This window comes from Nocardioides sp. NPDC047086, from assembly GCF_040643685.1.
In the GTDB taxonomy this organism is placed as follows: Bacteria; Actinomycetota; Actinomycetes; order Propionibacteriales; family Nocardioidaceae; genus Nocardioides.
The window spans coordinates 100979-120679 of the sequence record NZ_JBEYUV010000006.1; the positions used below are offsets into that span (position 1 = coordinate 100979).

A 19701-nucleotide genomic window follows, 5' to 3' on the forward strand; every position below is an offset into this window, starting at 1 on the left:
CCGCAGAGGCAGGCCGGACTCAGATCACGAACGACTCCGTCGCCTCCGGGGCGAAGAGCTCCTCGGGCGTACGCCGGGCCGAGGAGAGCCCCTGCTCGTGGTGGTAGCGGCAGAAGACGTCGAGGACGTGCCGGTTCGCGTCCAGGCCGTAGGACCAGTAGTCCGGTCCGAGCAGGGCGCGCGCCTCCTCGAGGTGGGGCATCAGCCAGGGCTCCATGAACCGCAGCGCGGAGGCGTCGTAGATCCGCTCGTACGCCTGGTTCCTGGCGATGGTGAGCGCCTTGGTCAGCGACTGGGCGACCCACGGGTGCTGCTCGTAGACCTCGCGCCGGATCGCGACCACATGCATGATCGGGAAGATCCCGGTGCTGGCGTAGTAGTCCTTCTCCGCGGCCACCATGTCCGGGAAGAGCCGGCGCACGCGGCCGTCGCCGCGCCCGAACGAGCTCGGGATCCGGGGACCGTAGAACGCATCGATCTCACCGGCGTGGAGCATCTCGTTGAGCGTCCGGTCGGGCGGGATCGGCGTGACCTCGAAGCGGGTGCTGATCGCGCCCTTCTCGATCCGGCCGGGCGCCTCCTGCCCGCCGGTGAGATAGGTGACCGAGTCCAGCGGCACGTCGTGCTCGTCGGCCAGGATGCCGCGGATCCACACGTTCGCGGTCAGCTGGAACTCGGCGTTGCCGACCCTCTTGCCGCGCAGGTCCGAGGGCTTCTCGATGCCGGCGTCGGCGTTGACGAAGATGCCGCCGTGACGGAACTGCCGCGAGGTGAAGACCGGCAGCGCCACGAACGGGGCCGGGTCGCGGTCCAGCGTCGCCAGGTAGGTCGACAGCGACATCTCGGCGACGTCGAACTCCTGGTGGCGCGCCATCCGGAAGAAGGTCTCCTCCACCGGCAGCCGCAGGTACGTCAGGTCGACCCCGTCGGCGCGGACCGAGCCGTCTTCCAAGGCGCGGGTGCGGTCGTAGTCGCCACAGGCGAAGGACAGTCGCAGGTCCGCCATCAGCGGCCCATCGCGGTCAGTCGCTGGTCCAACCGCGGGTAGACGCGGCGTGCGTTCGCCTCGTACACCTGGCGGAGGTCGGGGCCGGACAGCCCGGAGGCCTCGACATAGCTGAGCGTGTCGTCCCACTCCAGGCCGGTCTCCGGGTCGGCGCCGCGGACGGCACCGAGCATCTCGGAGGCGAACAGGATGTTCTCCGCCGGGATGACCCGGGTCAGCAGGTCGATGCCGGGCTGGTGGTAGACGGCGGTGTCGAAGAAGACGTTGTCGAGCAGCTTCGCCGGGTCCTGCCAGCCGTAGCGCATCGCCAGGCCGCGGAAGCGACCCCAGTGGTAGGGCACCGCGCCGCCACCGTGCGGGATCACGAACCGGAGTCCCGGGAACCGCTCGAACAGGTCCGAGCCGAGCAGCTGCACGAAGACGCTGGTGTCGGCGTTGAGGTAGTGGGCACCGAGGGTGTGGAAGTTGAGGTTGCAGGCGGTCGAGACATGGACCATCGCGGGGACCTCGAGCTCCTCGAGCGCCTCGTAGACCGGGAACCAGTACGGGTCGGTCATCGGGACGCCGGACCAGGTGCCGGACGGGTCCGGGTTGAGGTTCACCCCGACGAAGCCGAGCTCGGTGACCACCCGCCGGATCTCCTTGACGACCCGGCCGAGCGAGCCGTCCGGGGTCTGCGGCAGCTGCGCGACCGGGGCGAAGCTGTCCGGGAAGAGCTCCGTGACGCGATGGACCAGGTCGTTGCAGGTCCGCGCCCAGTGGACCGCGACGTCCCGGTCGGGGACGTGGTGCTCCATGCCGGAGGCCTTCGGCGAGAACAGCATGAAGTCGGCGCCGCGCTCACGCAGGATCTTGAGCTGGTTGTGCTCGATGCTCTCCCGGATCTGGTCGTCGCTGATAGACGCGGGGAAGGGCACCGGCGCCGAGGGGTCAGCGAGCCTGGCGAGCAGGGCGTCGCGGAAGTCCTGGTGCTCTCGCGGGGTGGTCGTGTAGTGACCGTGGACGTCGATGATCATGCCTGCTGCTCCTTGACCCAGTCCTCGTAGTCGACATAGCGGGCCCCCGCCCTCTCGACCAGGGGACGCATGTTGTTGACGTCGAGCGCGATCTCGCCGGCCTGGTAGCGGGCCCGTGCCTTCGCCTCCTTCTCCTCGCGCGCCTTCGAGGCGGCGAGCGCGTCCGCGGCACGCAGCCGCGGTACGACGACGACCCCGTCGTCGTCGGCGACGATCACGTCGCCGGGACGGACGATGCGGCCGGCGATGCTGATGGGTACGTTGACGTCACCGAGGTTGCCCTTGGCGGTGCCCTCGGCGGAGATCGTCTTGGCCCAGACGGGGAAGCCCATCTCGTTGAGGTCCGCGACGTCGCGTACGCCCGCCTCGATCACCAGGCCGCGTACGCCACGAGCCTGGAGCGAGGTGGCGAGCAGGTCGCCGAAGTAGCCCATGTCGCACGGCGCGGTCGGCGCCACCACGAGGACGTCGCCCTCGCCGCACTGCTCGACCGCGACCCCGATCGTGGTGTTGTCGCCGGGGGCGACGGTGACGGTGACGGCGTTCCCGGCGATGCGTACGCCCTGCTGGACCGGGTTGAGGTGGGACCCGAGCAGGCCTGCGCGGCCCTGGGCCTCGTGCACCGTCGCGACGCCGTACGCGGCCAGTGCATCCACGGTCGCACGGTCGGCGCGCGGCGGGTCGGTGACGATGATCGGCATCAGCGCACCGCCCCGCCGGCCTGGCCGATCATGTCGGGCATCATCGAGACGTGGATCGCGTCCTCGTCGGTCTCGCCGGCGAGGACCCGGATGGCGTGGTCGACCTGGTCGATGCCGTAGCGGTGGGTGGCCAGCTTCTCCAGCGGGTAGCGGTGCGAGGCGAGCTGGGCGACCGCGAGCTCGCAGGCGTTGAACGAGTGGCCGCGCGCGGACTTGATCGTGATCGACTTCTCGGTCACCTTCTTGACCGGGAAGTCGGGGAAGGCGGCGAGCTCACCCTGGATCAGCATCGTGCCCTCGCGGCGCTTGAGCACGTCGACGCCCAGCAGCACCGGCGCGGTGCCGGCGCGGGAGGTGCAGTCGAGGACGAAGTCGACACCGCGCCCGCCGGTCAGGTCCATCACCTTCTCGCGCGGGTCCTCGGTGAGGACGTCGATCGTCGCGTCGGCACCGAGCTCCTCGGCGAGCTCGAAGCGCTTCGTGTCGCGAGTGGTGCCGGAGACGATCACCTGGGCGGCACCGGCGGTCTTGGCGGCGACCAGCTGGGCGAGCCCCTGCTGGCCCGGGCCCTGGATCAGGACGGTGTCGTGGTAGCCGACCCCGGCGGTGAGCAGCGCCCACTCGATGCCGTTGGAGAGCGGCATCACCAGGCCGGCCTCCTCGGCGCTGATCGAGTCGGGGATCTTGTGCATCACCGAGTTCCAGGGCAGGTACATGTACTCCGAGAAGCCGCCCCACAGGGTGCCCTCGAAGCCGGTGGAGGTGTAGCCGAAGCGACGGGCGTCGGGGTTGGTGCGCCAGTCGGTCGCCTCGCAGTGGCGGTACTCGCCGATCCGGCACCACTCGCAGCTGAAGCAGGCGACGTAGTGCTCCAGGAAGATGCGGTCGCCGACCTCGACGCCGTGGCGGCGCAGGAAGTTCTCGCCGGCCTCGGCGATGACCCCGACGTTCTCGTGGCCCATGATCACCTCGCCCTTGGTGGCAGGGGTGGTCGGCGGGCTGGAGTAGAGCTTCACGTCGGTGCCGCAGATGCCGGCGACCTCGACCCGGAGCAGGGCCGAGTCAGCATCGATCTCGGGCCTGTCGAACTCGCGCATCTCGGTCGTGCCGGGTGCGGTGCGGACTGCCGCGAGCACCTTGTCGGTCATGGACTCTCCCTCGTGAACGGACATTGGCAGAATGGTATGACCAACACTATCATTCAAAAGTGAGAGGGGTCACCCGATGCTCCTCTCCCCCGCCTCACGTCAGGAGAGCCGATGCCGGAGCTGAAGACCCTCACCCGCGCCCAGGGCGCGAACCAGGCACTGATCTCGCACGAGGTCGAACCGGACGGCTGGACGCTGTCCTTCGCCGACGAGCCCGTCCTGGTCAAGGGCTTCCGCAAGATGGTGCGAGACGACGAGTACGACGTCGCCGAGCTCGCCGTGACGACCTACCTGACCGCCAAGGAGCACGGGGCGAGGTTCACCGCGCTGCCGATCTTCATCGTCCGCGACTTCCATCACGGCAAGACCCAGATGCTCGCGGACGGGCCGATCAGGACGGCCGCCGATCTGGCCGGCAAGCGCGTCGGCGTGAACCGCGGCTACACCGTCACGGCGGGCGTCTGGGCCCGGGCGGCCCTTGCCGACGCGGGCCTCGACCTGTCCTCGGTCACCTGGGTCCTCTCCGGAGACGAGCACGTGGCGACGTACGTTCCCCCGGCCAACGTCGAGCCCGCACCCGAGGGCCGCACCCTGGAGGAGCTGCTGCTCGCCGGCGAGCTCGACGCGGTCGTCAACGCGGGCATCGAGAACGACGCCGTCGTCTCCCTCCTCCCGGAGAGCGCCGCCTGGGACTCACTGAAGGAGACCGGCTTCATCCCCGTGAACCATCTCGTCGTGGTCCGTGACGAGCTGCTCCAGGCGAACCCCGGCCTGGCGACCGCGCTCTTTCAGGCCTTCGCCGAGGCGAAGCGCCGCTATCTCGCACGGCTCCACGACGGGCTCACGGAGACGAAGCAGGACCGCAGCTTCGCCAGATTCACCGAGATCACCGGCCAGGTCGACCCACTGCCCTACGGGGTCGAGCCCAACCGCGCCGTCTTGGAGAAGCTCATGAAGAACGCGATCGCGCAAGGGATCCTGACCAGGCCGCTCGCTCTCGAGGACGTCTTCGCCGCCGAGACCCTCGGACTGGAGGGATGACCCCGCGCCGGCTGGCGCTCGCCGCCGACCACAACGGCGTCAGGCTCAAGGCCCTCGTCGTCGAGCGCCTCTCGGCGGCCGGGCACCGGCTGACCGACCACGGCACCGACGCGGCGGCCGGCGAGGTGCACTACCCGCCGCTGTGCGCCGCCGTGTGCGACGACGTCCTCATGGGCCGCGCCGACGGCGGGATCATCATCGGCGGCAGCGGCTCCGGGGAGTCGATCGCCTGCAACCGGCGTCCCGGCATCCGCGCAGGCATCGCCTGGTCCCGTTGGGCCACCGAGATCTCCCGCGGCAACAACGACGCCAACGTCATGATCATCCCGGCCAAGGCGCTCGACGACGCCACTGCGCTCGAGCTGGTCGAGATCTGGCTGCGCACGCCCTTCAAAGGCGGCGTGCACGCCGCGCGGCTGGCTCAGATCGAGGCGTACGACACCGGGCGCTGAGCGATCACGACGGGCTGCCCGGTGGGGACCTCCAGGGCGCAGGCCTGCTCGTCGGTCAGCCCCTCGACCAGTCGCCGCAGCATCCGGATGGTGTTGCCGTGCGAGACGACGAGCACGGCGCGGCCCGCGGTCACCTGCGGCAGCAGGATGCTGACCACGTACGGCTCCAGCCGGGCGCGTACGTCGGCGAGGCTCTCGCCCCGGCCCTCGGCGTCGCGCGGCGGCCGGGCGTCGATGCCGCGCCGCCAGCGGGCGACCGGCCCGGCGCCGTAGCGCGCGACCGCGTCGGTGCGGCGCATCCCCTGCAGCGCCCCGTAGTGCCGCTCGTTGAGCAGCTCGGTCCGCAGGGCGCCCACGTCCCGACCGCCGCAGCTCTCCAGCACGAGGTCGGCGGTGTCGACCGCGCGAGTCAGCCGGGAGGTGTGCACCACGTCCGGGACCAGGCCGCCGGCGAGCAGCAGCCGGCCGGCCGCGCGCGCCTCGTCGCGCCCGGTCGCGGTGAGCCCGATATCGGCCCAGCCCGCGAACCGGTCGGCGGCGTTCCACTCGCTCTCGCCATGGCGCAGCACGACGAGGTTCAATGCCGGTCCGACCCGTGCTCGTCCGAACTGTGCTTGTCCAAGAAGGCAAGGATCCGCGCCGGGGCGGTCTGCGGGGTCTGCTCCGCGACCGGGACGTCCCAGTACTCGTGCACCGGCAGGCACTCCTCCAGGTAGCGCGCCGCGGACGGCGCGTGCGAGGTGTCCTGCCCGGGCACGATCAGCGCGGGTACGTCGAGGGTCATCAGGTCCTCCGCCTCGACCCCGGGCACGGTATCGCGGTCGAAGAGCCCGCGCACCGCCCCGGTCACGACCAGGTCGTAGCGCGCCGGGTCGATGGCGGCGTACGCCTTGGCGAAGGTCTCGTCGCTACGCAGCGGCGCGGCCCAGGGGCCCACGCGCGGGTCCTTGCTGAACCCGGCCGTGGTGGAACGGGCGAGGTCGACGACGGCCTCCAAGCCGTGCTCGGCGGCGTAGGCGAGGTGCTGGACGAACCGGCGGTGCTGGGCCTGCCGGTAGCGGGGGCCGCCGGCCGGGGAGAACAGCACCATGCTGCGCACCCGATCGGGTGCCGCGACCGCGAGCGCGGCCGCCGTCGAGCAGCCCACGCAGCCGCCCATCGTGTGCGCCCGCTCGATCCCGAGGTGATCGAGGAGGCCGAGCGCCTGGGTCACGTACTCGGGCCAGTCCAGCCGCTCCACGCGCCCACCCGACTGCCCGGACTCGCGGCGGTCGAAGACGACGCAGGTGTAGCGGGCCTTGAACGCCTCGACGAACCCGAGATCGCGATAGCGCCCGAAGTGGGTCCAGTTGTCGAGGCTCGAGTCGAACCCACCCGGGCTGAACATCAGGATCGGCGGGCCGTCCCCGACCGTCTCGTACCTGGTCCTGATGCCGTCGATGTCGACGTGGGGCATGCTCTGCTCCTGGTTCTCAGCTGGGCGGCGGCACGGGGACGCCGCCGCGGATCTGGCGGGCAGCACGGACATCGGCGGCGTACGCGCTCAGGGAGTCGTACGCCGTCTTGGCGACGTTGGCGTAGGTGTCCGGCTCGGAGTCGAGCCACTTGGCGTGGTAGCCGATCGCCGCCGTCGCCATCCTGATCCGGCCGTCCAGCCACGGACCACCGCCGAAGCCGCCGAGCACCGGCACGCCGACGGCGGCGACCACGGCCGGCCCGACCTCGGGCCCGGAGTTGGTGAAGTTCAGCAGCGAGGCACCGGCCCGTTCGAGCCGCTTGGCGTCGACGATCATCTCGGCGCGCATCTCCTCGGAGACCGCGTCCGCGGCCGTCGCCGCCCCGGTGTACGCAACGCCGTACCGCAACGCGGTCTGCGGGGTGATGCCGAACTGGGCGAAGACCGGGATCCCGGCACGTACGACCGCCTCGACGGCCTCGGGATAGTCGGCCGCACCGTCGAGCTTGACCATGTCGACGCCGGTCTCCTTGACCAGCCTGATGGCTGCCCGGACCGCGGCAGCGGTGCCCTCCTGGAGCGGACCGTAGGGGAAGTCGACGCTCACCAGGGCCCGCGTGACACCGCGACGGACCGCCTTGGCGACGACGATCATCTCCTCCATGGTGACCTCGAGCGGGTTGTCGTGGCCCCAGAGATTGACCCCGACCGTGTCACCGACGGAGACGATGTCGACGCCGGCACGGTCGGCGATCCGGGCCATCTGGTAGTCCCAGGCGACGACGCAGACGCTCTTCTCGCCGGTCTGCTTCATCTCCCGCAGTCGTTGCAGGGTGACCTTCTCGGTGCTCATGCGCGCGTCGCTCTCAACAGCTCGACCAGGTCGTCCTCGTCGGCGGGTACCAGCAGGATCCGGGCGTACGGCCGCAGCGTGAGGAGGGCCCCGCTGCTCAGCTGCCCGGGGGTGACGACCAGGCCGGCCGTCATGATGCCGCGCACCTTGCAGGCCGCGCCGATGGTCGCGGCCGCCTCCGCGCTCTCGCCCGTGGTCGACACCATCACGACCGTGTTGCTGTGCTCGAGCTCGCCGGCGAGCGGGACGGTCTCACCGTCCATGGTGACCAGGTCGTGTCCCGGGTCGTGCGCCACGTAGAACCGGGCCTGATCCCAGTCCTGTGCCGCGGCCGTACGAACGATCGTCTCGGCAGCGGCGTCGAGGGCGACCACGCGGGTGTTGCGGGCCGCTGCGAGCGGGTAGTCGATGCGGAACCGCGCCTCCTCCGTGGTCGTCGCTCGGGCGCAGCTGCTGATCTGGGTGGGTGTTGACACAGGCTCCTCCTCAGACCGTGGTCTGCGGGACGCCCGGCCTGGCGACCATCGCCTCGCCGATGCCCTCGACGAAGGGCTGGTCCTTGGGGAGCACGGCGGCGACCGAGCGCACCCTCTGGTCCTGGGCGCGGTTACCGACGGGCTCGACGCCCTCGGCCAGGGCCAGCGCGGCCTTGCGGAGCTTCTGGCGGGCCTTGATGATGCCGGCGTCGGTGGCCACGAGGCGCTCCTTGGTGCGGTCGACCACCGGGCCCATCGACTCCTGCAGCGAGGAGTCCTGCAGCGCGATGCCGTGGATGCCGGAGTACGTCTCGCCCCGCTTCTGGGCCTCGCGGTCCATCAGGTAGTCGTTGTCCTTGTTGGCCAACGGACGGTAGGCCTCGTCGTTGGCACTGTGGACGCCCTTGCCGGCGCGCATCGCCTCGACCTCGGCGTCGGTGAGCTCGCGGGTGGGGTGGTAGTCGAAGCTCCACGCCCAGCAGTTGTCGTCATCGATCGGGACCCAGAAGTGTCCGTGCATCGGGTGGTCCGCGCGCGGCGGGACCATGGTGAAGTTGGGCAGCACCCAGGGAGTCACGCGCCAGTAGTAGTGGCCCTCCTCGGCGTTGCGGCGGGCACCGATGAGCAGGCCGCCCTCGTAGTCGACGACCTCGAAGAACGGCTTGAGGTCACCGGCGTTGTACTCGTTGCCCTTGGATCCCTTGAACAGCGGGTCGGTGTTGAGGTTGCCCGAGTGCAGGAAGGTGACGTGGCTGGAGTCGATGCCACCCTCGAGCGCCTGCAGCCAGTTGCACTCCTGCAGCCGCTTGGACGTGAAGTTCTGCTTCTCGGGGACGGTGTAGGCCTCCCACTCGGGCAGCGGCGGCTGGTGGGCGGGGTCACCCATGTAGGTCCACAGCACGTCGCCGAGCTTGACCAGCGGGTAGCCCTTCAGCTTGACGTTCTCGCAGAAGTTGCTGGTGGCGGGCTCGCTGGGAACCTCGATCGCCTGGCCGGTGTAGTCGTACTTCCAGCCGTGGTAGGGGCAGCGCAGGCCACCCTCCTCGTTGCGGCCGAACCAGAGACTCACCCCGCGATGGGCGCAGAACTCGTCCATCAGGCCGTAGTTGCCCTCGCTGTCGCGGATCGCGATCAGCCGCTCGGAGAGGATCTTCACCCGGACCGGCGGGCAGTCGTTGTCGGGCAGCTCCTCGGCGAGAAGCACCGGCTGCCAGTAACGACGGAACAGCTCGCCCATCTTCGTTCCCGGACCGGTCTGCGTGAGCAGATCGTTGATCTCTTTCCTGAGCACTGCATCGTCCTTTCGCTTGTGGCCCCTGCCACACACTACGTGATAATTATCAGACCATTAAACCAATGGGCAAGGGCTACGCCTGCTCCGGCGGCACGTCGACCACCAATCCGTCCAGCTCGGCGGTCACCACGATCTGGCATCCCAGGCGGCTTCCCGGCCGGCGATCCTCAACGCCGAGGTCCAGAAGGTCGTCCTCCAGGTCGCCGGGACCGCCGACCAGATCGGCGAACTCGTCGCGGACCCAGACATGGCAGGTCGCGCACGAGTTGTTGCCGCCGCACTCGCCGACGATCCCGGCAACCCCGTTCCGCACAGCGGAGGCCATGACGTTGTCGCCGAGCGCAGCATCCACAACACGCTCGACACCGGTCGCATCGACATAGACAACCTTGGGCACTTCGACTCCTCTGCGTGAACAACTAATGGCCAGACCAATATACCATCGCGACCGACAGGCGTCACCCGGTCTTGCACAGGAGACCTTGCGCCGGCGACGACTCCCTCGCGGGCGGGAGCCACGGCACCGTCCCCACCGCCAACCCGGGAGCCGCTCGGCCCGCCCTTGTTCGGCCGCCCCTGGTCGACCAAGTGGGCGACCACCTCGCACCGGGCGACCCGGACGGGGAATCGGGCAGGCTGCCAGGGCAAATCAATGGAGTCACCATTGACAAGAATGGAGTGACTGGGATTACATCTAGAAAACATTTCTGTTCTACGAAAAAGTGAAGTTGATATGGGTGAAGCATTACTAAGCGGGTTGGCCCAGGTGCTGACCCTCGAGTCGCTCCTGATGATGGTCATCGGAGTCGCGCTCGGGTTCGTCGTCGGCATCCTGCCGGGGCTGGGCGGCGCGGTGACGCTGGCGTTGCTGCTGCCGTTCACGTTCGGCATGGACCCGGTGCCCGCCTTTGCGTTGCTTCTCGGGATGTATGTGGTTGCTGCTACCGCAGGTGACATCACCTCGGTCCTGTTCGGCGTGCCCGGCGAGGCCTCGTCGGCCGCGGTGGTGCTCGATGGCTACCCGATGACGAGGCGTGGTCAGGCCGGCCGTGCTCTCGGTGCGGTGCTGACCAGCTCGGGGCTCGGCGCGCTGTGCGGCGGGGTGGTGCTGATCGCGCTGATCCCGGTCGTACGTCCGCTGATCCTGCAGCTCGGGCCGCCGGAGTTCTTCGCCCTCGCCATGCTCGGTCTGGCCTTCGTCATCACGCTGTCGTCGGGCAACGTGCTCAAGGGCGCGATCATCTGCCTGCTCGGTGTCCTCGTCTCGCTCGTGGGACTGGATCCGGCCACCGGCGCGCCGCGCTACTCCTTCGGCATGATCGAGCTGTGGGACGGCATCAGCATCGTCCCTGTCGTCATCGGCCTCTTCGGCGGCGCCGAGGTGCTGCAGCTGATGATGGCGAAGGGCAGCGTCGCCTCCGGCGAGGTGCAGGCCACCTCGGTCACCGGCGTCGGTGCCGGTGTTCGTGACGCGTTCAGTCGTTGGTGGCTCGCGATCCGGTCGGGCGCTATCGGCACCGGCCTCGCCATGGTGCCGGGCATGGGCGGGTCGGTCGCCCAGTTCGTCGCGTACGGCCAGGCCAAGGCGACCTCGAAGAAGCCCGAGGAGTTCGGCAAGGGTTCCGTCGAGGGCGTCATCGCGGCCGGCGCGACCGGTGTCGCCAAGGACTGCGGCTCACTCATCCCGACGGTCGCGTTCGGTATCCCCGGCTCCGCTTCGAGCGCGGTGCTGCTGGGCGCCTTCCTCATCCTGGGCCTCGACCCGGGCAAGGAGATGCTGACCGATGAGCTCGACGTCACCTTCTCGCTGGTGTGGATCTCCTTGCTGGCCACGGTGATCGCGATCGGCGTGGCGCTGGTGCTGGTGCGCCCGCTCGCCAAGCTCACCCGCATCTCGGGACCGGTGCTGATCCCGTTCCTGCTGCTCCTCCTCTCGATCGGCGCTTTCGCCGAGCGCGGCAGCTGGGCCGATGTCGTCCTGATGCTGCTCTTCACCCTGGTCGGGGTGCTCTGCATCCGCTGGGACTGGCCCCGAGTGCCCCTCCTGCTCGGGTTCATCCTCGGCGCGGTGCTGGAACGCAACATCTTCCTGTCCAACGAGATCTTCGGAACCGGCTGGCTGGCCCGCCCGATCGTGCTGGGCATCGGCGCCGTGATGGCGCTCGTCCTGGCGATGCACTTCATCCGTGAGCGCCGCGCCAACCAGCTCGAGCCGGGCTCGGCCGGGGCCCCGGCCGGGGTCGACGGAGGTTCCGACGAGCAGAAGGTGGATGCGTGATGACTGTGGATTCCAAGACCCCCTCCCCCGAGACCGCTGGGCCCGCTCGGCCCGCTGCCCGACGCAAGGTCGATCGCGCCGGTCTGATCGGTGGCCTCCTCCTGCTGGTGATCATGGTGGCGGGCTACCTGCTCACCCGTGGCTGGGACCACAGCGCTGCCGTGTTCCCGCGTGGCATCACGCTGGCCGGCGCGGTGCTGTCGGGCCTCCTGGTCCTCCGCTCGGTGATCGCACCGAGCCCGAAGAAGGAGACGACCGAGGATGAGCTGGAGGACGACCTCGACTACGTCTTCCACACCGCCGATCTGCCCACCTGGGTGGTCACGCTCGCCTGGTTCACGGGCTTCTTCGTCGCTCTGTACGTCATCGGCCTGTTCGCCACGGCGCTGGTCTTCACGGTGCTGTACCTGCGATCGCAGGACAACCGCTCATGGCTGTTCTCGGGAACGTACGCCGCGGTGCTGACCGGCGTGCTGGTGCTCGTGTTCAACGTGGTCCTGACCCAACCGGTCCCGGCAGGGCTGATCGGCCCCGAACAGCGGCAGTCGGGGAGCTTCGAGGGCGAGACCATCGAGCTGGTCGTGCCTTTCGATCCGGGCGGCGGCTACGACCAGTACGCCCGTCAGCTGGCCCCGGCGCTCGCCGAGGAGCTCGGCGCGAAGACGGTCAAGGTCGTCAACGAGCCTGGCGCCGGCGGACTGGTCGCGCTGAACGGCCTGGTATCGGCCACCCCGGACGGCACCACCATCCAGCTGTTGAACATGACCGGCACGCTCGGCGGTGCGCTCGCAGAGGCGCGCGGAGTCGAGTACGAGCCGGAGAAGTTCAGCTACGTCGGCCAGATCACGACCGAGCCCGACGTCGCGATCACCGCCCAGACAGGGCCGATCGACACGTACGCGGAGCTGGTCGCCGCCGCCGAGAAGGGTGGCCTCCGGTCTGCCGCGACAGGGCCGGGCTCGAACGAGTACATCGACCCGCTGGTCCTCGACCAGGTGCTCGGGATCGACAACGAGATCGTGACCGGCTTCGGCGGCTCCGACGAGGCGGCCCTGTCTCTTCTGCAGGGCAATGTCGATGTCTACTCCCGCTCACTGAGCAGCCAGCTCTCGACGCTGGAGAGCGAGGACGGGACGCCCGTCCTCGTCCTGGGCAGCGAGCGGCTCGAGCAGTACCCGAACGTCCCGACGATCCTCGAGGTCGCTCAGGGAGAGGAGGCGAAGAAGCTCGCTCAGCACCACGTGGACATCCTCGAATCCGGCCGCACCATCGCGGCCCCGCCGGACATGGACCCCGAGCGCCTGGAGATCCTGCGTGAGGCGTTCGAGAAGGTGGCCACCGACCCCGAGTTCCAAGAGGCCGGGGCCGAGGCGGGTCGTCCGATCGTGTTCAAGGACGGTGCCTCCGTCCAGACCGAGGTCGCCGAGCTCATGAACGCTCCGGCGGAGTACGTCGACATCCTGAAGGCCGCGTTCGACGGGGTCTGACCTGCTCAGCGACAGCTGAGCACAAACACCAGGGCGGTTGTCCGGGCTCGGGCCCGGACAACCGCCCATCGTGATCTACAGCGGGTCGCGCCACTCTCAGGCGTGGCCGAGGGCGGCCCCGAGCTCCGCGGCCGCGCTCGACAGGACGCCGACGATCTCGTCCTGTCGGCTGGGGGACATCCGGTTCTGCGGGGCCGAGGCGTTGATCGCGCCGACCGTGAGCCCGCGCGGGTTCGCGACGGCCACGGCAACCGAGACCACCCCGTCGTCGCGGTAGTTGACCGCGTGCCCGGTTGCCCGGACCTCGGCGAGCTGCCCGGCCAGCTCGTCGCGCTCCGCCACGGACAGCTGGCTGTCGCCGGCCACGAGGACCTCGTCGAGCTGGGCAGGCTCGAGGCCGGCCAGGATCGCCTTCCCGGTCGCGGTCTGGTGAGCAGGGAAGAGCTGCCCGGTGCGGTCGGCGACGCGCAGCGGACGGCTCGACTCGGCGCCGGCGATGTAGCGGATGTGGCCGGCCTCGAGCTGGGCCAGGTGCACGGTCTCGTCGAGGGTGCGGGCCAGCTGGGCGAGGATCGGCTCGGCGACGCTGCGCAGGTCGAGGCTGCGTACGGCGCCGTAGCCGATGTCGAGCAGCGCGGGGCCGGCGCTGTAGACGCCGTGCCCGGTGTCCTGGTGGACGAAGTCGTAATGCACCAGCATCGCCAGCAGCCGGTGTGCCGTCGAGGGGGAAACCCCCAGCGAGCTCGAGACGTCGGAGAGACGCAGCTGCTTCTGGTCACGGAACATCAGCAGCAGGCGGAGCGCGTTGTCGACCGAGGAGATCGCGTAGGCAGGTTTCGTACGTTTCGACTTCGGTGAATCGGGCTGCTCACCTGGCCGCTGTTCAGTCAACGGAAAAGCTTTCTGTCTTGCGGTTTATGTTCATCATAGGCGGCGGCAGGGCCGAAAAGGCCGAACCAGGGCCCGGTACGTCGTACCGGGCCCTGGTCTGGAGGGGGATGTCAGAGGAAGATCGAGAGGTTCTTCGCAGTCAGTACCGTCTGGTCGAGCAGCAGCTTGCGACGCACGAGCTTCCAGTCCTCGCCGTCTTGGCGGACGACGTCGTAACGGCGACCGACCAGGATGTCGGTCTCGTCCGAGACCCGGTTGCGATAGACCAGGAAGCGGCTGGAGAGCTCGACCTCGGGCAGCGAGACCTTGGTCAGGCGCAGGTTGGTGACCAGGTGAGAGACGCGCGAGACCGGCTCCTCGGCCCAGTGCACGCCCGTCATCAGCTGGGTGACGCGCATCTCCTGGGTCGACTTGGGCTCGTCGAACCAGGCCAGCTCGCCACCGCTCTCGCCGGTCTTGGTCTGCTCGTTGGCGGCCACGTCGGAGAACGGCACGTTCATCCGCAGCGGAACCGAGTAGCGGTAGTCCTCGGCCATCATCTCGAGCCACTCCGGGTAGCGACGCTCGTCGAGCAGGTCGGCCTCGCGGTAGAAGAAGTCGCTGATGTCCGCGAGCAGGTCCCGGAGCTCCGGCTTGGTGAGGGCGGAGTCGTTGACGAACTGCGGGGCGCCCTCGTTCTCGGTCAGCGTGCTCACGCGTTCTCCTCCTTCGCTGCAGCGGCGGCGGCTTCGCGCGCCTCGATCTCTGCGATCCGCTCCTCGGTCTTGGCGGCCTCGGCCAGCTCGGCCTGGGAGTGGTTGTCGACGTACTCGGTCCAGCGGCGGTAGAAGCCACGGGCGTTGACCTCGCCGGCGATGGCGTGGTCGGAGTGGACGGCGCGGTCGAGCTCGCTCAGGTTCTCCCGGCCGATGCCCTGCTGGTAGTTGTACGGGTAGCGACGGGCGACCACGCCGAGACTCGCCTGCGTCGCGTAGTCCCAGTTCTCCATGTCGTCCTGCTCGGTCATGCCCGCGGGGCCGCCGTAGCGCATGTAGTACTGGCGCAGCCACTCGCGTACGAACTCCGGAGCGCCCTTGTCCACCAGGAACCAGCGCCACACCTCGGTCTCGGTGGAGCTGATCGGGTGCGCGACCAGGATCGAGCGCGGGAAGCCGGCAGCCATCGACATGTTCGGGAAGAGCGTGGCCGGGCCGCGACCACCCAGCGGGCGACCCTCCTCGCGGAGCTTCTCGGCACGGGTCTCCCATGCCTTGTCGAAGTACTCGGTCAGCTCGGGCTCGGCGAACTCGGGATAGGGGAGCTCGTACTCGAGGTTGTCCGAGGCGCCGTGGCCGAGGCGGAACGAGGTCTTCATGCGGCCCTTGGAGAAGCCGCCCTGGTTCTGCCGCTCGCCGTGGCGACGCTTGCCCTTGCCGCCCGGGCCGATGCCGACGGCCTCGACCGAGGCGTGCGTGGAGGCGCCGTGGTAGGTGTCGCCGAGGAAGTTCTCCGAGACGAACTTCCAGTTCGACTTGATCCGCCACTTGAGCACACCGTGGAAGACCTCGGTGCCGCCCTCGGTGCCGTCGAAGGCGTCGGCCAGGTTGTCCAGCCACCAGTGGAAGTCGCCCACGTAGTCGAGGAAGTCCGGTGCCTCCTGGTCCCAGCAGGCGAAGACGAGACCCTTGTAGTTGTGGATGCGAGGCGTACGCACCAGGCCCCACTTGGCCTTGTCGAGCTGGCCCTGGTAGGCGGTCTTCATGTGCGGAACGCCGTGCAGGTCACCGGGAACGTCGACCAGCGACCCGTCCATGCTGTACGACCAGGCGTGGTAGGGGCAGGTGAACTGCATCGTGTTGCCCTCGTCGTAGCGGCACACCTTCATGCCGCGGTGGCGGCAGGAGTTGAGCAGGACGTGGATCTCACCCTGGGCGTCGCGGGTCAGCAGGACGGGGTCGGAGCCCATCCAGGAGCTGAAGTAGTCGCCCGGGTTGGGCACCTGCGAGGCATGCCCGACGAAGAGCCACGCGCGCGGGAAGAGGTTCTCCATCTCCTGCTTGAAGATCTGCTCGGACACGAAGATCTCGCGGCTGATCTCACCGTTCTCGACGTCGACCAGGTCGGCGACGCGGCGCTGCATGGGCTGCGCATCCTCGATCGTCATGGTTGTTTCCTTTCGTGATGTGTCTGTGGCCTCAGGCGGAGGCGACGGTGTTCTGGTCGGCGAGCGCGGCGAGCTTCTCGACGACCTCGGCCGCGGTGGCGCCGGCCTCCCAGGCCTGGCGGCAGGTGCCGAGAGCGCGCGGCCAGCCGAAGGTGACCGCGGCAACGAGAGCGCCGTCGTTCTCGTAGACGGCGACCTTCTTCTCGCTGCCCCTGACGCTGAACCGGTGCACCGTCACCGAGGTGGCCTCGGAGGGGCGGCCCACCATCTGGATCTTGAGCCCGAACTGGTCGGACCAGAAGTAGGGCGCCTTGGGCGGCGACGGCGCCATGGTCGGATCCATGATCTGGCGGGCAGCGACGTACGCCTGCTCGGCGGCGTTGGTCCAGTGCTCTACCCGGTAGTCCTTGTTCGTGCGCGGGTCGATCTGGCGAGCCACGTCGCCGACGGCGAAGACGCTCTCGGCATGCGGGCCGAAACCGTCCGGCTGTACTGCGCAACCGGCGTCGGTGAAGACTCCGTCGCCGAGCTTGAGGCCGGAGCCCTCGAGCCATTCGGTGTTGGGGAGCGAACCGATCCCGACGACCACCGTGCCGGCACTCAGGGTCCGGCCGTCGGCCAGGCGGACCAGGGTCCGGTCGCCGTCCTTCTCGATCGTCTCGACGGCTGCCCCGGTGAGGAGCTCGACGCCGTTGTCACGCTGCAGGTCTGCCAGGAAGGCACCTACCTCGTCACCCAGCACGCGCCCGAACGGCGCACCGAGCGCCTCGACCAAGGTGACCTCGGCACCCAGGGCGCGGAAGGAGGAGGCCGCCTCGGCACCGATGAACCCGGCGCCGATGATCACGACCGGGCCGCGGTCGGCCCGCTCACGCAAGGCGCGGGCATCGGCGATCTCGCGGACCGTGAAGACGCTGTCGAGCTCGTGGACCTCCGGCGCGAGCGTACGAGGACGTACGCCGGTGGCGATCACCAACGCGTCGTACTGGAGGTCCTCACCGTCGGAGAGGTGGACCGCCATCGAGTCGATGTCGAGGCTCTCGGCACGCACGCCCAGGCGGGGGGTGACGCCGAGCGCCTCCCAGCCACCCTCGCCGAGCAGCGAGATCTCGGCCTCGGACTGGGTGCCGAGCAGCAGCTGCTTGGACAGCGGCGGCTTGTCGTACGGCTGCTCGTGCTCGGCTCCGACCACCGTGATGTCACCGTCGAAGCCGAGCTTGCGCAGCTCCTGGGCTGTGCGGATGCCACCGACGGAGGCGCCGATGATGACGACGTGATCGCTCACCGCGCGGCCTCGCTGCCGACGCCCTCGAGCCAGATCGCGTCGACCGGGCAGCTGCGGATGGCGGCCTCTACCGAGGTGCGGTCCTCGTCCGCCACGGTCTCTTCGAGAAGGACGACCAGGCCGTCGTCATCGAGGTCGAAGTGCTTCTCATCTGCGGCGATGCAGTTGCCGTAGCCCTGGCACTTGACGACGTCACTCGCGAGTTTCATGTTTCTCCTGTTTGGGTCAATGGAGGTACCATTACCGTATGGCCCCGGAATTGAAGTGTCAACCGTCACGTTTCGAGGGGCTCTACGTGGCCGCCAGCGGCTCGCTGTTCTCCTTCGCGATGGGACTCTCGGCCGTCGCCGTCCCGCTGTTCGCGCTCGAGTCGGGGTTCAGCGGGGCCGAGGTCGGCGTGCTGGTGGCCCTCTCCGCCTGCGCGCAGCTCGGCATCCGCACCGTGATGAGCGCGCTGATGCGGCGCTTTCCCGACAAGCACTTCGTCAGCGCCGCCGGGCTGCTGATGGCGGCGTCGTGCCTGGTGCTGCTGGCCTCGGCAGGATGGTGGGCCTTCGCGCTCTCGCAGCTGGCGCAGGGTGCGGCGCGCGGCTTCGTCTGGACCGCGGCGCAGACGCATGCCGTGCGCACGAGTCCCTCGTCCGTCACCGCTCTCGCCCAGGTCAACCTGAGCTCGGGGGTCGGGCAGATCGTGGGCCCGTTCCTCGCCGGGCCGATCATCGAGCATGTCTCGGTCGCCTGGGCCCTGGCGGCAGGGGCGCTCCCGGCCGCGCTGGTGGTCGTGCCGGCCTCGCTGCTGATGCGGCTCGAGCCGCTGCGTCCGGACCGGAGCAAGGGCGCGAGGCGTGGGCAGCGGCGTGGCACGGGCGTCGGGCTGGCGAGCTGGGCGGGCGCCGCCGCCGGCGCCTGGCGCGCGATGATGAACTCGTTCGTGCCGATCGTGCTCGCCGGAGCCGGGCAGAGCGCATCGGCCATCGGCATGGTCGCGGCGGTGGCCAACACCACCAACATCGCCGGCGGCGCGGCCGCCGGCAGGATCCACGCGGGTCGCCTGACCTCCTTCCTCGTGGCAGGTATCGCGGTCACCGGCATCGGGTTCGCGGGTTTCGCTGCGCTCGCGGGTCATCTCGTGGCCGCCGCGGTCCTGCTCGCAGTGTCGGGCGCAGGCGCCGGGTTGCTGCAGACGGTCGGCCCGGCACTGGCAAGCGAGACGGTCCGGCCCGAGGAGCGGGGCGAAGCCTTGGCCACTGCCGGCACCTACCGAGCAGCAGCGCTGCTGGCCGCGCCGCTGGTGGTCTCGGGACTGGTCACGGTCGTGGCGGCGCCGGTCGCACTGCTCGTGCTGGGCGCGGCGATGACCGCCCCGGCGGCGTTGGCCGTCCGGTCCCGGCGCGATCGACTAGGATCGCAGCACGGCTAGAGGAGTGGTGTGAGCGCAGACATGGACGTGCCCGAGGGTAACGGCTCGATCGTGTTCCAACCGGTTGCCAACGTACGCATCTCTGCGACGATCGTGGACCAGATCCGGGCGCGCATCCGCGCGGGCGAGCTTCCCGTCGGATCCAGGCTTCCCTCGGAGCGGGCGCTGTGCGACCAGTTCCAGGTCAGCCGACGTACGGTCCGCGAGGCCTTTCGCATGCTGGAGGCGACCGGGCACATCGTCATCAAGCTCGGCAAGGAGGGCGGCGCCTTCGTCTCCGCCCCGTCGGTCTCTCTGGTGGGCGAGGGACTCACCGACCTGATCTCCACAGCGGCACTCAGCTCCGCCGAAGTGACCGAGGTCCGCACGATCATGGAGCTCGGCTTCCTGCCGCTGATCGTCGATCGCGCGACCGAGGACGACATCGCGCGGCTGCGGGCGATGTGCGACGAGCACGAGGCGGCGCGGGAGGACGGCACCTACACCGTGGCGATGTCGCTGGAGTTCCACCGTGCGCTGGCCTCGTGCGCCCACAACTCGGCGACGACGCTGCTGCTCGATGCGATGCGCGACTCGATCCTGACGTCGCTGGTCGAGGCGCACCACCGGGGCACCTCCGGGGTCGCCGAGCACCGTCGGGTCGTCGATGCCATCGCCGCTCGCGATCTCGACACCGCCGTCGCAGAGCTGAGCAGGCACCTCGACCGCACCGTTCAGGCCACGACCGACAACTGACCCGCCGTCGCCTCGGCCA

General features: G+C 69.4%; 21 protein-coding genes. 6 read left to right on the forward strand and 15 right to left on the reverse strand.

Annotation, left to right across the window (positions count from 1 at the left end):
- Positions 1-19 precede the first annotated feature (19 nt).
- Genes ABZ796_RS06885 through ABZ796_RS06900 form a run of 4 tightly spaced genes read right to left on the reverse strand, consistent with a single transcriptional unit; the run spans position 20 to position 3895 of the window.
- On the reverse strand, positions 20-1006 hold the full coding sequence (locus ABZ796_RS06885) for an ABC transporter substrate-binding protein (RefSeq protein ID WP_357335661.1): 987 nt from the start codon (positions 1004-1006) through the stop codon (positions 20-22).
- Positions 1006-2022, reverse strand: coding sequence for an amidohydrolase family protein (locus tag ABZ796_RS06890; RefSeq protein ID WP_357335663.1), 1017 nt, complete (start codon positions 2020-2022; stop codon positions 1006-1008). Before ABZ796_RS06890 ends, ABZ796_RS06885 begins: the two co-directional genes overlap by 1 nt.
- Positions 2019-2723, reverse strand: a complete 705-nt coding sequence (locus ABZ796_RS06895) for a 4-carboxy-4-hydroxy-2-oxoadipate aldolase/oxaloacetate decarboxylase (RefSeq protein WP_357335665.1) — start codon at positions 2721-2723, stop codon at positions 2019-2021. Before ABZ796_RS06895 ends, ABZ796_RS06890 begins: the two co-directional genes overlap by 4 nt.
- The gene (locus ABZ796_RS06900; RefSeq protein ID WP_357335666.1) at positions 2723-3895 is read right to left on the reverse strand and encodes a zinc-binding dehydrogenase; all 1173 of its coding nucleotides are present in this window, start codon (positions 3893-3895) and stop codon (positions 2723-2725) included. The genes ABZ796_RS06895 and ABZ796_RS06900 overlap by 1 nt, the downstream gene beginning before the upstream one ends.
- Before the next feature lie 87 nt (positions 3896-3982).
- Between ABZ796_RS06900 and ABZ796_RS06905 the strand changes: the two genes are divergently transcribed.
- Both ABZ796_RS06905 and ABZ796_RS06910 read left to right on the forward strand, forming a co-directional pair.
- A complete protein-coding gene (locus ABZ796_RS06905; protein WP_357335668.1) occupies positions 3983-4912 on the forward strand; it encodes an ABC transporter substrate-binding protein in 930 nt (309 codons plus the stop codon).
- Positions 4909-5364, forward strand: a complete 456-nt coding sequence (locus tag ABZ796_RS06910) for an RpiB/LacA/LacB family sugar-phosphate isomerase (RefSeq protein ID WP_357335670.1) — start codon at positions 4909-4911, stop codon at positions 5362-5364. Before ABZ796_RS06905 ends, ABZ796_RS06910 begins: the two co-directional genes overlap by 4 nt.
- Here ABZ796_RS06910 and ABZ796_RS06915 read toward each other — a convergent pair.
- From ABZ796_RS06915 to ABZ796_RS06940, 6 genes are all read right to left on the reverse strand, one after another.
- Complete coding sequence (locus tag ABZ796_RS06915) at positions 5334-5945, reverse strand: 2,3-diphosphoglycerate-dependent phosphoglycerate mutase (RefSeq protein ID WP_357335672.1); 612 nt, start codon at positions 5943-5945, stop codon at positions 5334-5336. The two genes, ABZ796_RS06910 and ABZ796_RS06915, sit on opposite strands and share 31 nt — an antisense overlap.
- Positions 5942-6820: an alpha/beta hydrolase gene (locus tag ABZ796_RS06920; protein ID WP_357335674.1), complete on the reverse strand. Its 879-nt coding sequence runs from the start codon at positions 6818-6820 to the stop codon at positions 5942-5944. Before ABZ796_RS06920 ends, ABZ796_RS06915 begins: the two co-directional genes overlap by 4 nt.
- Before the next feature lie 16 nt (positions 6821-6836).
- Positions 6837-7673: a 3-methyl-2-oxobutanoate hydroxymethyltransferase gene (locus tag ABZ796_RS06925; RefSeq protein ID WP_357335676.1), complete on the reverse strand. Its 837-nt coding sequence runs from the start codon at positions 7671-7673 to the stop codon at positions 6837-6839.
- Positions 7670-8149 carry a hypothetical protein gene (locus ABZ796_RS06930; RefSeq protein ID WP_357335678.1) on the reverse strand — a complete coding sequence of 160 codons (480 nt, stop codon included), beginning with the start codon at positions 8147-8149 and terminating at the stop codon, positions 7670-7672. The genes ABZ796_RS06925 and ABZ796_RS06930 overlap by 4 nt, the downstream gene beginning before the upstream one ends.
- Before the next feature lie 10 nt (positions 8150-8159).
- Complete coding sequence (locus tag ABZ796_RS06935) at positions 8160-9440, reverse strand: Rieske 2Fe-2S domain-containing protein (RefSeq protein WP_357335679.1); 1281 nt, start codon at positions 9438-9440, stop codon at positions 8160-8162.
- Positions 9441-9516: 76 nt separating this feature from the next.
- Positions 9517-9840, reverse strand: coding sequence for a 2Fe-2S iron-sulfur cluster-binding protein (locus tag ABZ796_RS06940; RefSeq protein ID WP_357335681.1), 324 nt, complete (start codon positions 9838-9840; stop codon positions 9517-9519).
- A gap of 369 nt (positions 9841-10209) precedes the next feature.
- Between ABZ796_RS06940 and ABZ796_RS06945 the strand changes: the two genes are divergently transcribed.
- Together ABZ796_RS06945 and ABZ796_RS06950 are read left to right on the forward strand one after the other, a co-directional pair.
- On the forward strand, positions 10210-11721 hold the full coding sequence (locus ABZ796_RS06945; RefSeq protein WP_357335682.1) for a tripartite tricarboxylate transporter permease: 1512 nt from the start codon (positions 10210-10212) through the stop codon (positions 11719-11721).
- Complete coding sequence (locus ABZ796_RS06950; protein ID WP_357335684.1) at positions 11721-13208, forward strand: tripartite tricarboxylate transporter substrate-binding protein; 1488 nt, start codon at positions 11721-11723, stop codon at positions 13206-13208. The genes ABZ796_RS06945 and ABZ796_RS06950 overlap by 1 nt, the downstream gene beginning before the upstream one ends.
- Positions 13209-13304: 96 nt before the next feature.
- Here the strand turns inward: ABZ796_RS06950 and ABZ796_RS06955 are convergent, their stop codons facing one another.
- From ABZ796_RS06955 to ABZ796_RS06975, 5 genes are all read right to left on the reverse strand, one after another.
- Positions 13305-14099 (reverse strand): IclR family transcriptional regulator, encoded by a 795-nt coding sequence (locus ABZ796_RS06955; RefSeq protein WP_357335686.1) that lies wholly within the window; start codon positions 14097-14099, stop codon positions 13305-13307.
- Positions 14100-14209: 110 nt separating this feature from the next.
- Entirely contained in the window at positions 14210-14794 is a 585-nt protein-coding gene (locus ABZ796_RS06960; RefSeq protein WP_357335688.1) for a 3-phenylpropionate/cinnamic acid dioxygenase subunit beta, read from the reverse strand.
- Complete coding sequence (locus ABZ796_RS06965) at positions 14791-16242, reverse strand: aromatic ring-hydroxylating dioxygenase subunit alpha (protein ID WP_357335689.1); 1452 nt, start codon at positions 16240-16242, stop codon at positions 14791-14793. The genes ABZ796_RS06960 and ABZ796_RS06965 overlap by 4 nt, the downstream gene beginning before the upstream one ends.
- A gap of 31 nt (positions 16243-16273) precedes the next feature.
- On the reverse strand, positions 16274-17527 hold the full coding sequence (locus ABZ796_RS06970; protein WP_357335691.1) for an FAD-dependent oxidoreductase: 1254 nt from the start codon (positions 17525-17527) through the stop codon (positions 16274-16276).
- Positions 17524-17736, reverse strand: coding sequence for a ferredoxin (locus ABZ796_RS06975; RefSeq protein ID WP_357335693.1), 213 nt, complete (start codon positions 17734-17736; stop codon positions 17524-17526). The genes ABZ796_RS06970 and ABZ796_RS06975 overlap by 4 nt, the downstream gene beginning before the upstream one ends.
- A 38-nt stretch (positions 17737-17774) precedes the next feature.
- Here ABZ796_RS06975 and ABZ796_RS06980 point away from each other — a divergent pair, with 38 nt between their 5' ends.
- Positions 17775-18947: an MFS transporter gene (locus ABZ796_RS06980; RefSeq protein ID WP_357335695.1), complete on the forward strand. Its 1173-nt coding sequence runs from the start codon at positions 17775-17777 to the stop codon at positions 18945-18947.
- 9 nt (positions 18948-18956) lie between these two features.
- Positions 18957-19682, forward strand: coding sequence for a FadR/GntR family transcriptional regulator (locus ABZ796_RS06985; protein WP_357335697.1), 726 nt, complete (start codon positions 18957-18959; stop codon positions 19680-19682).
- Positions 19683-19701 lie beyond the last annotated feature (19 nt).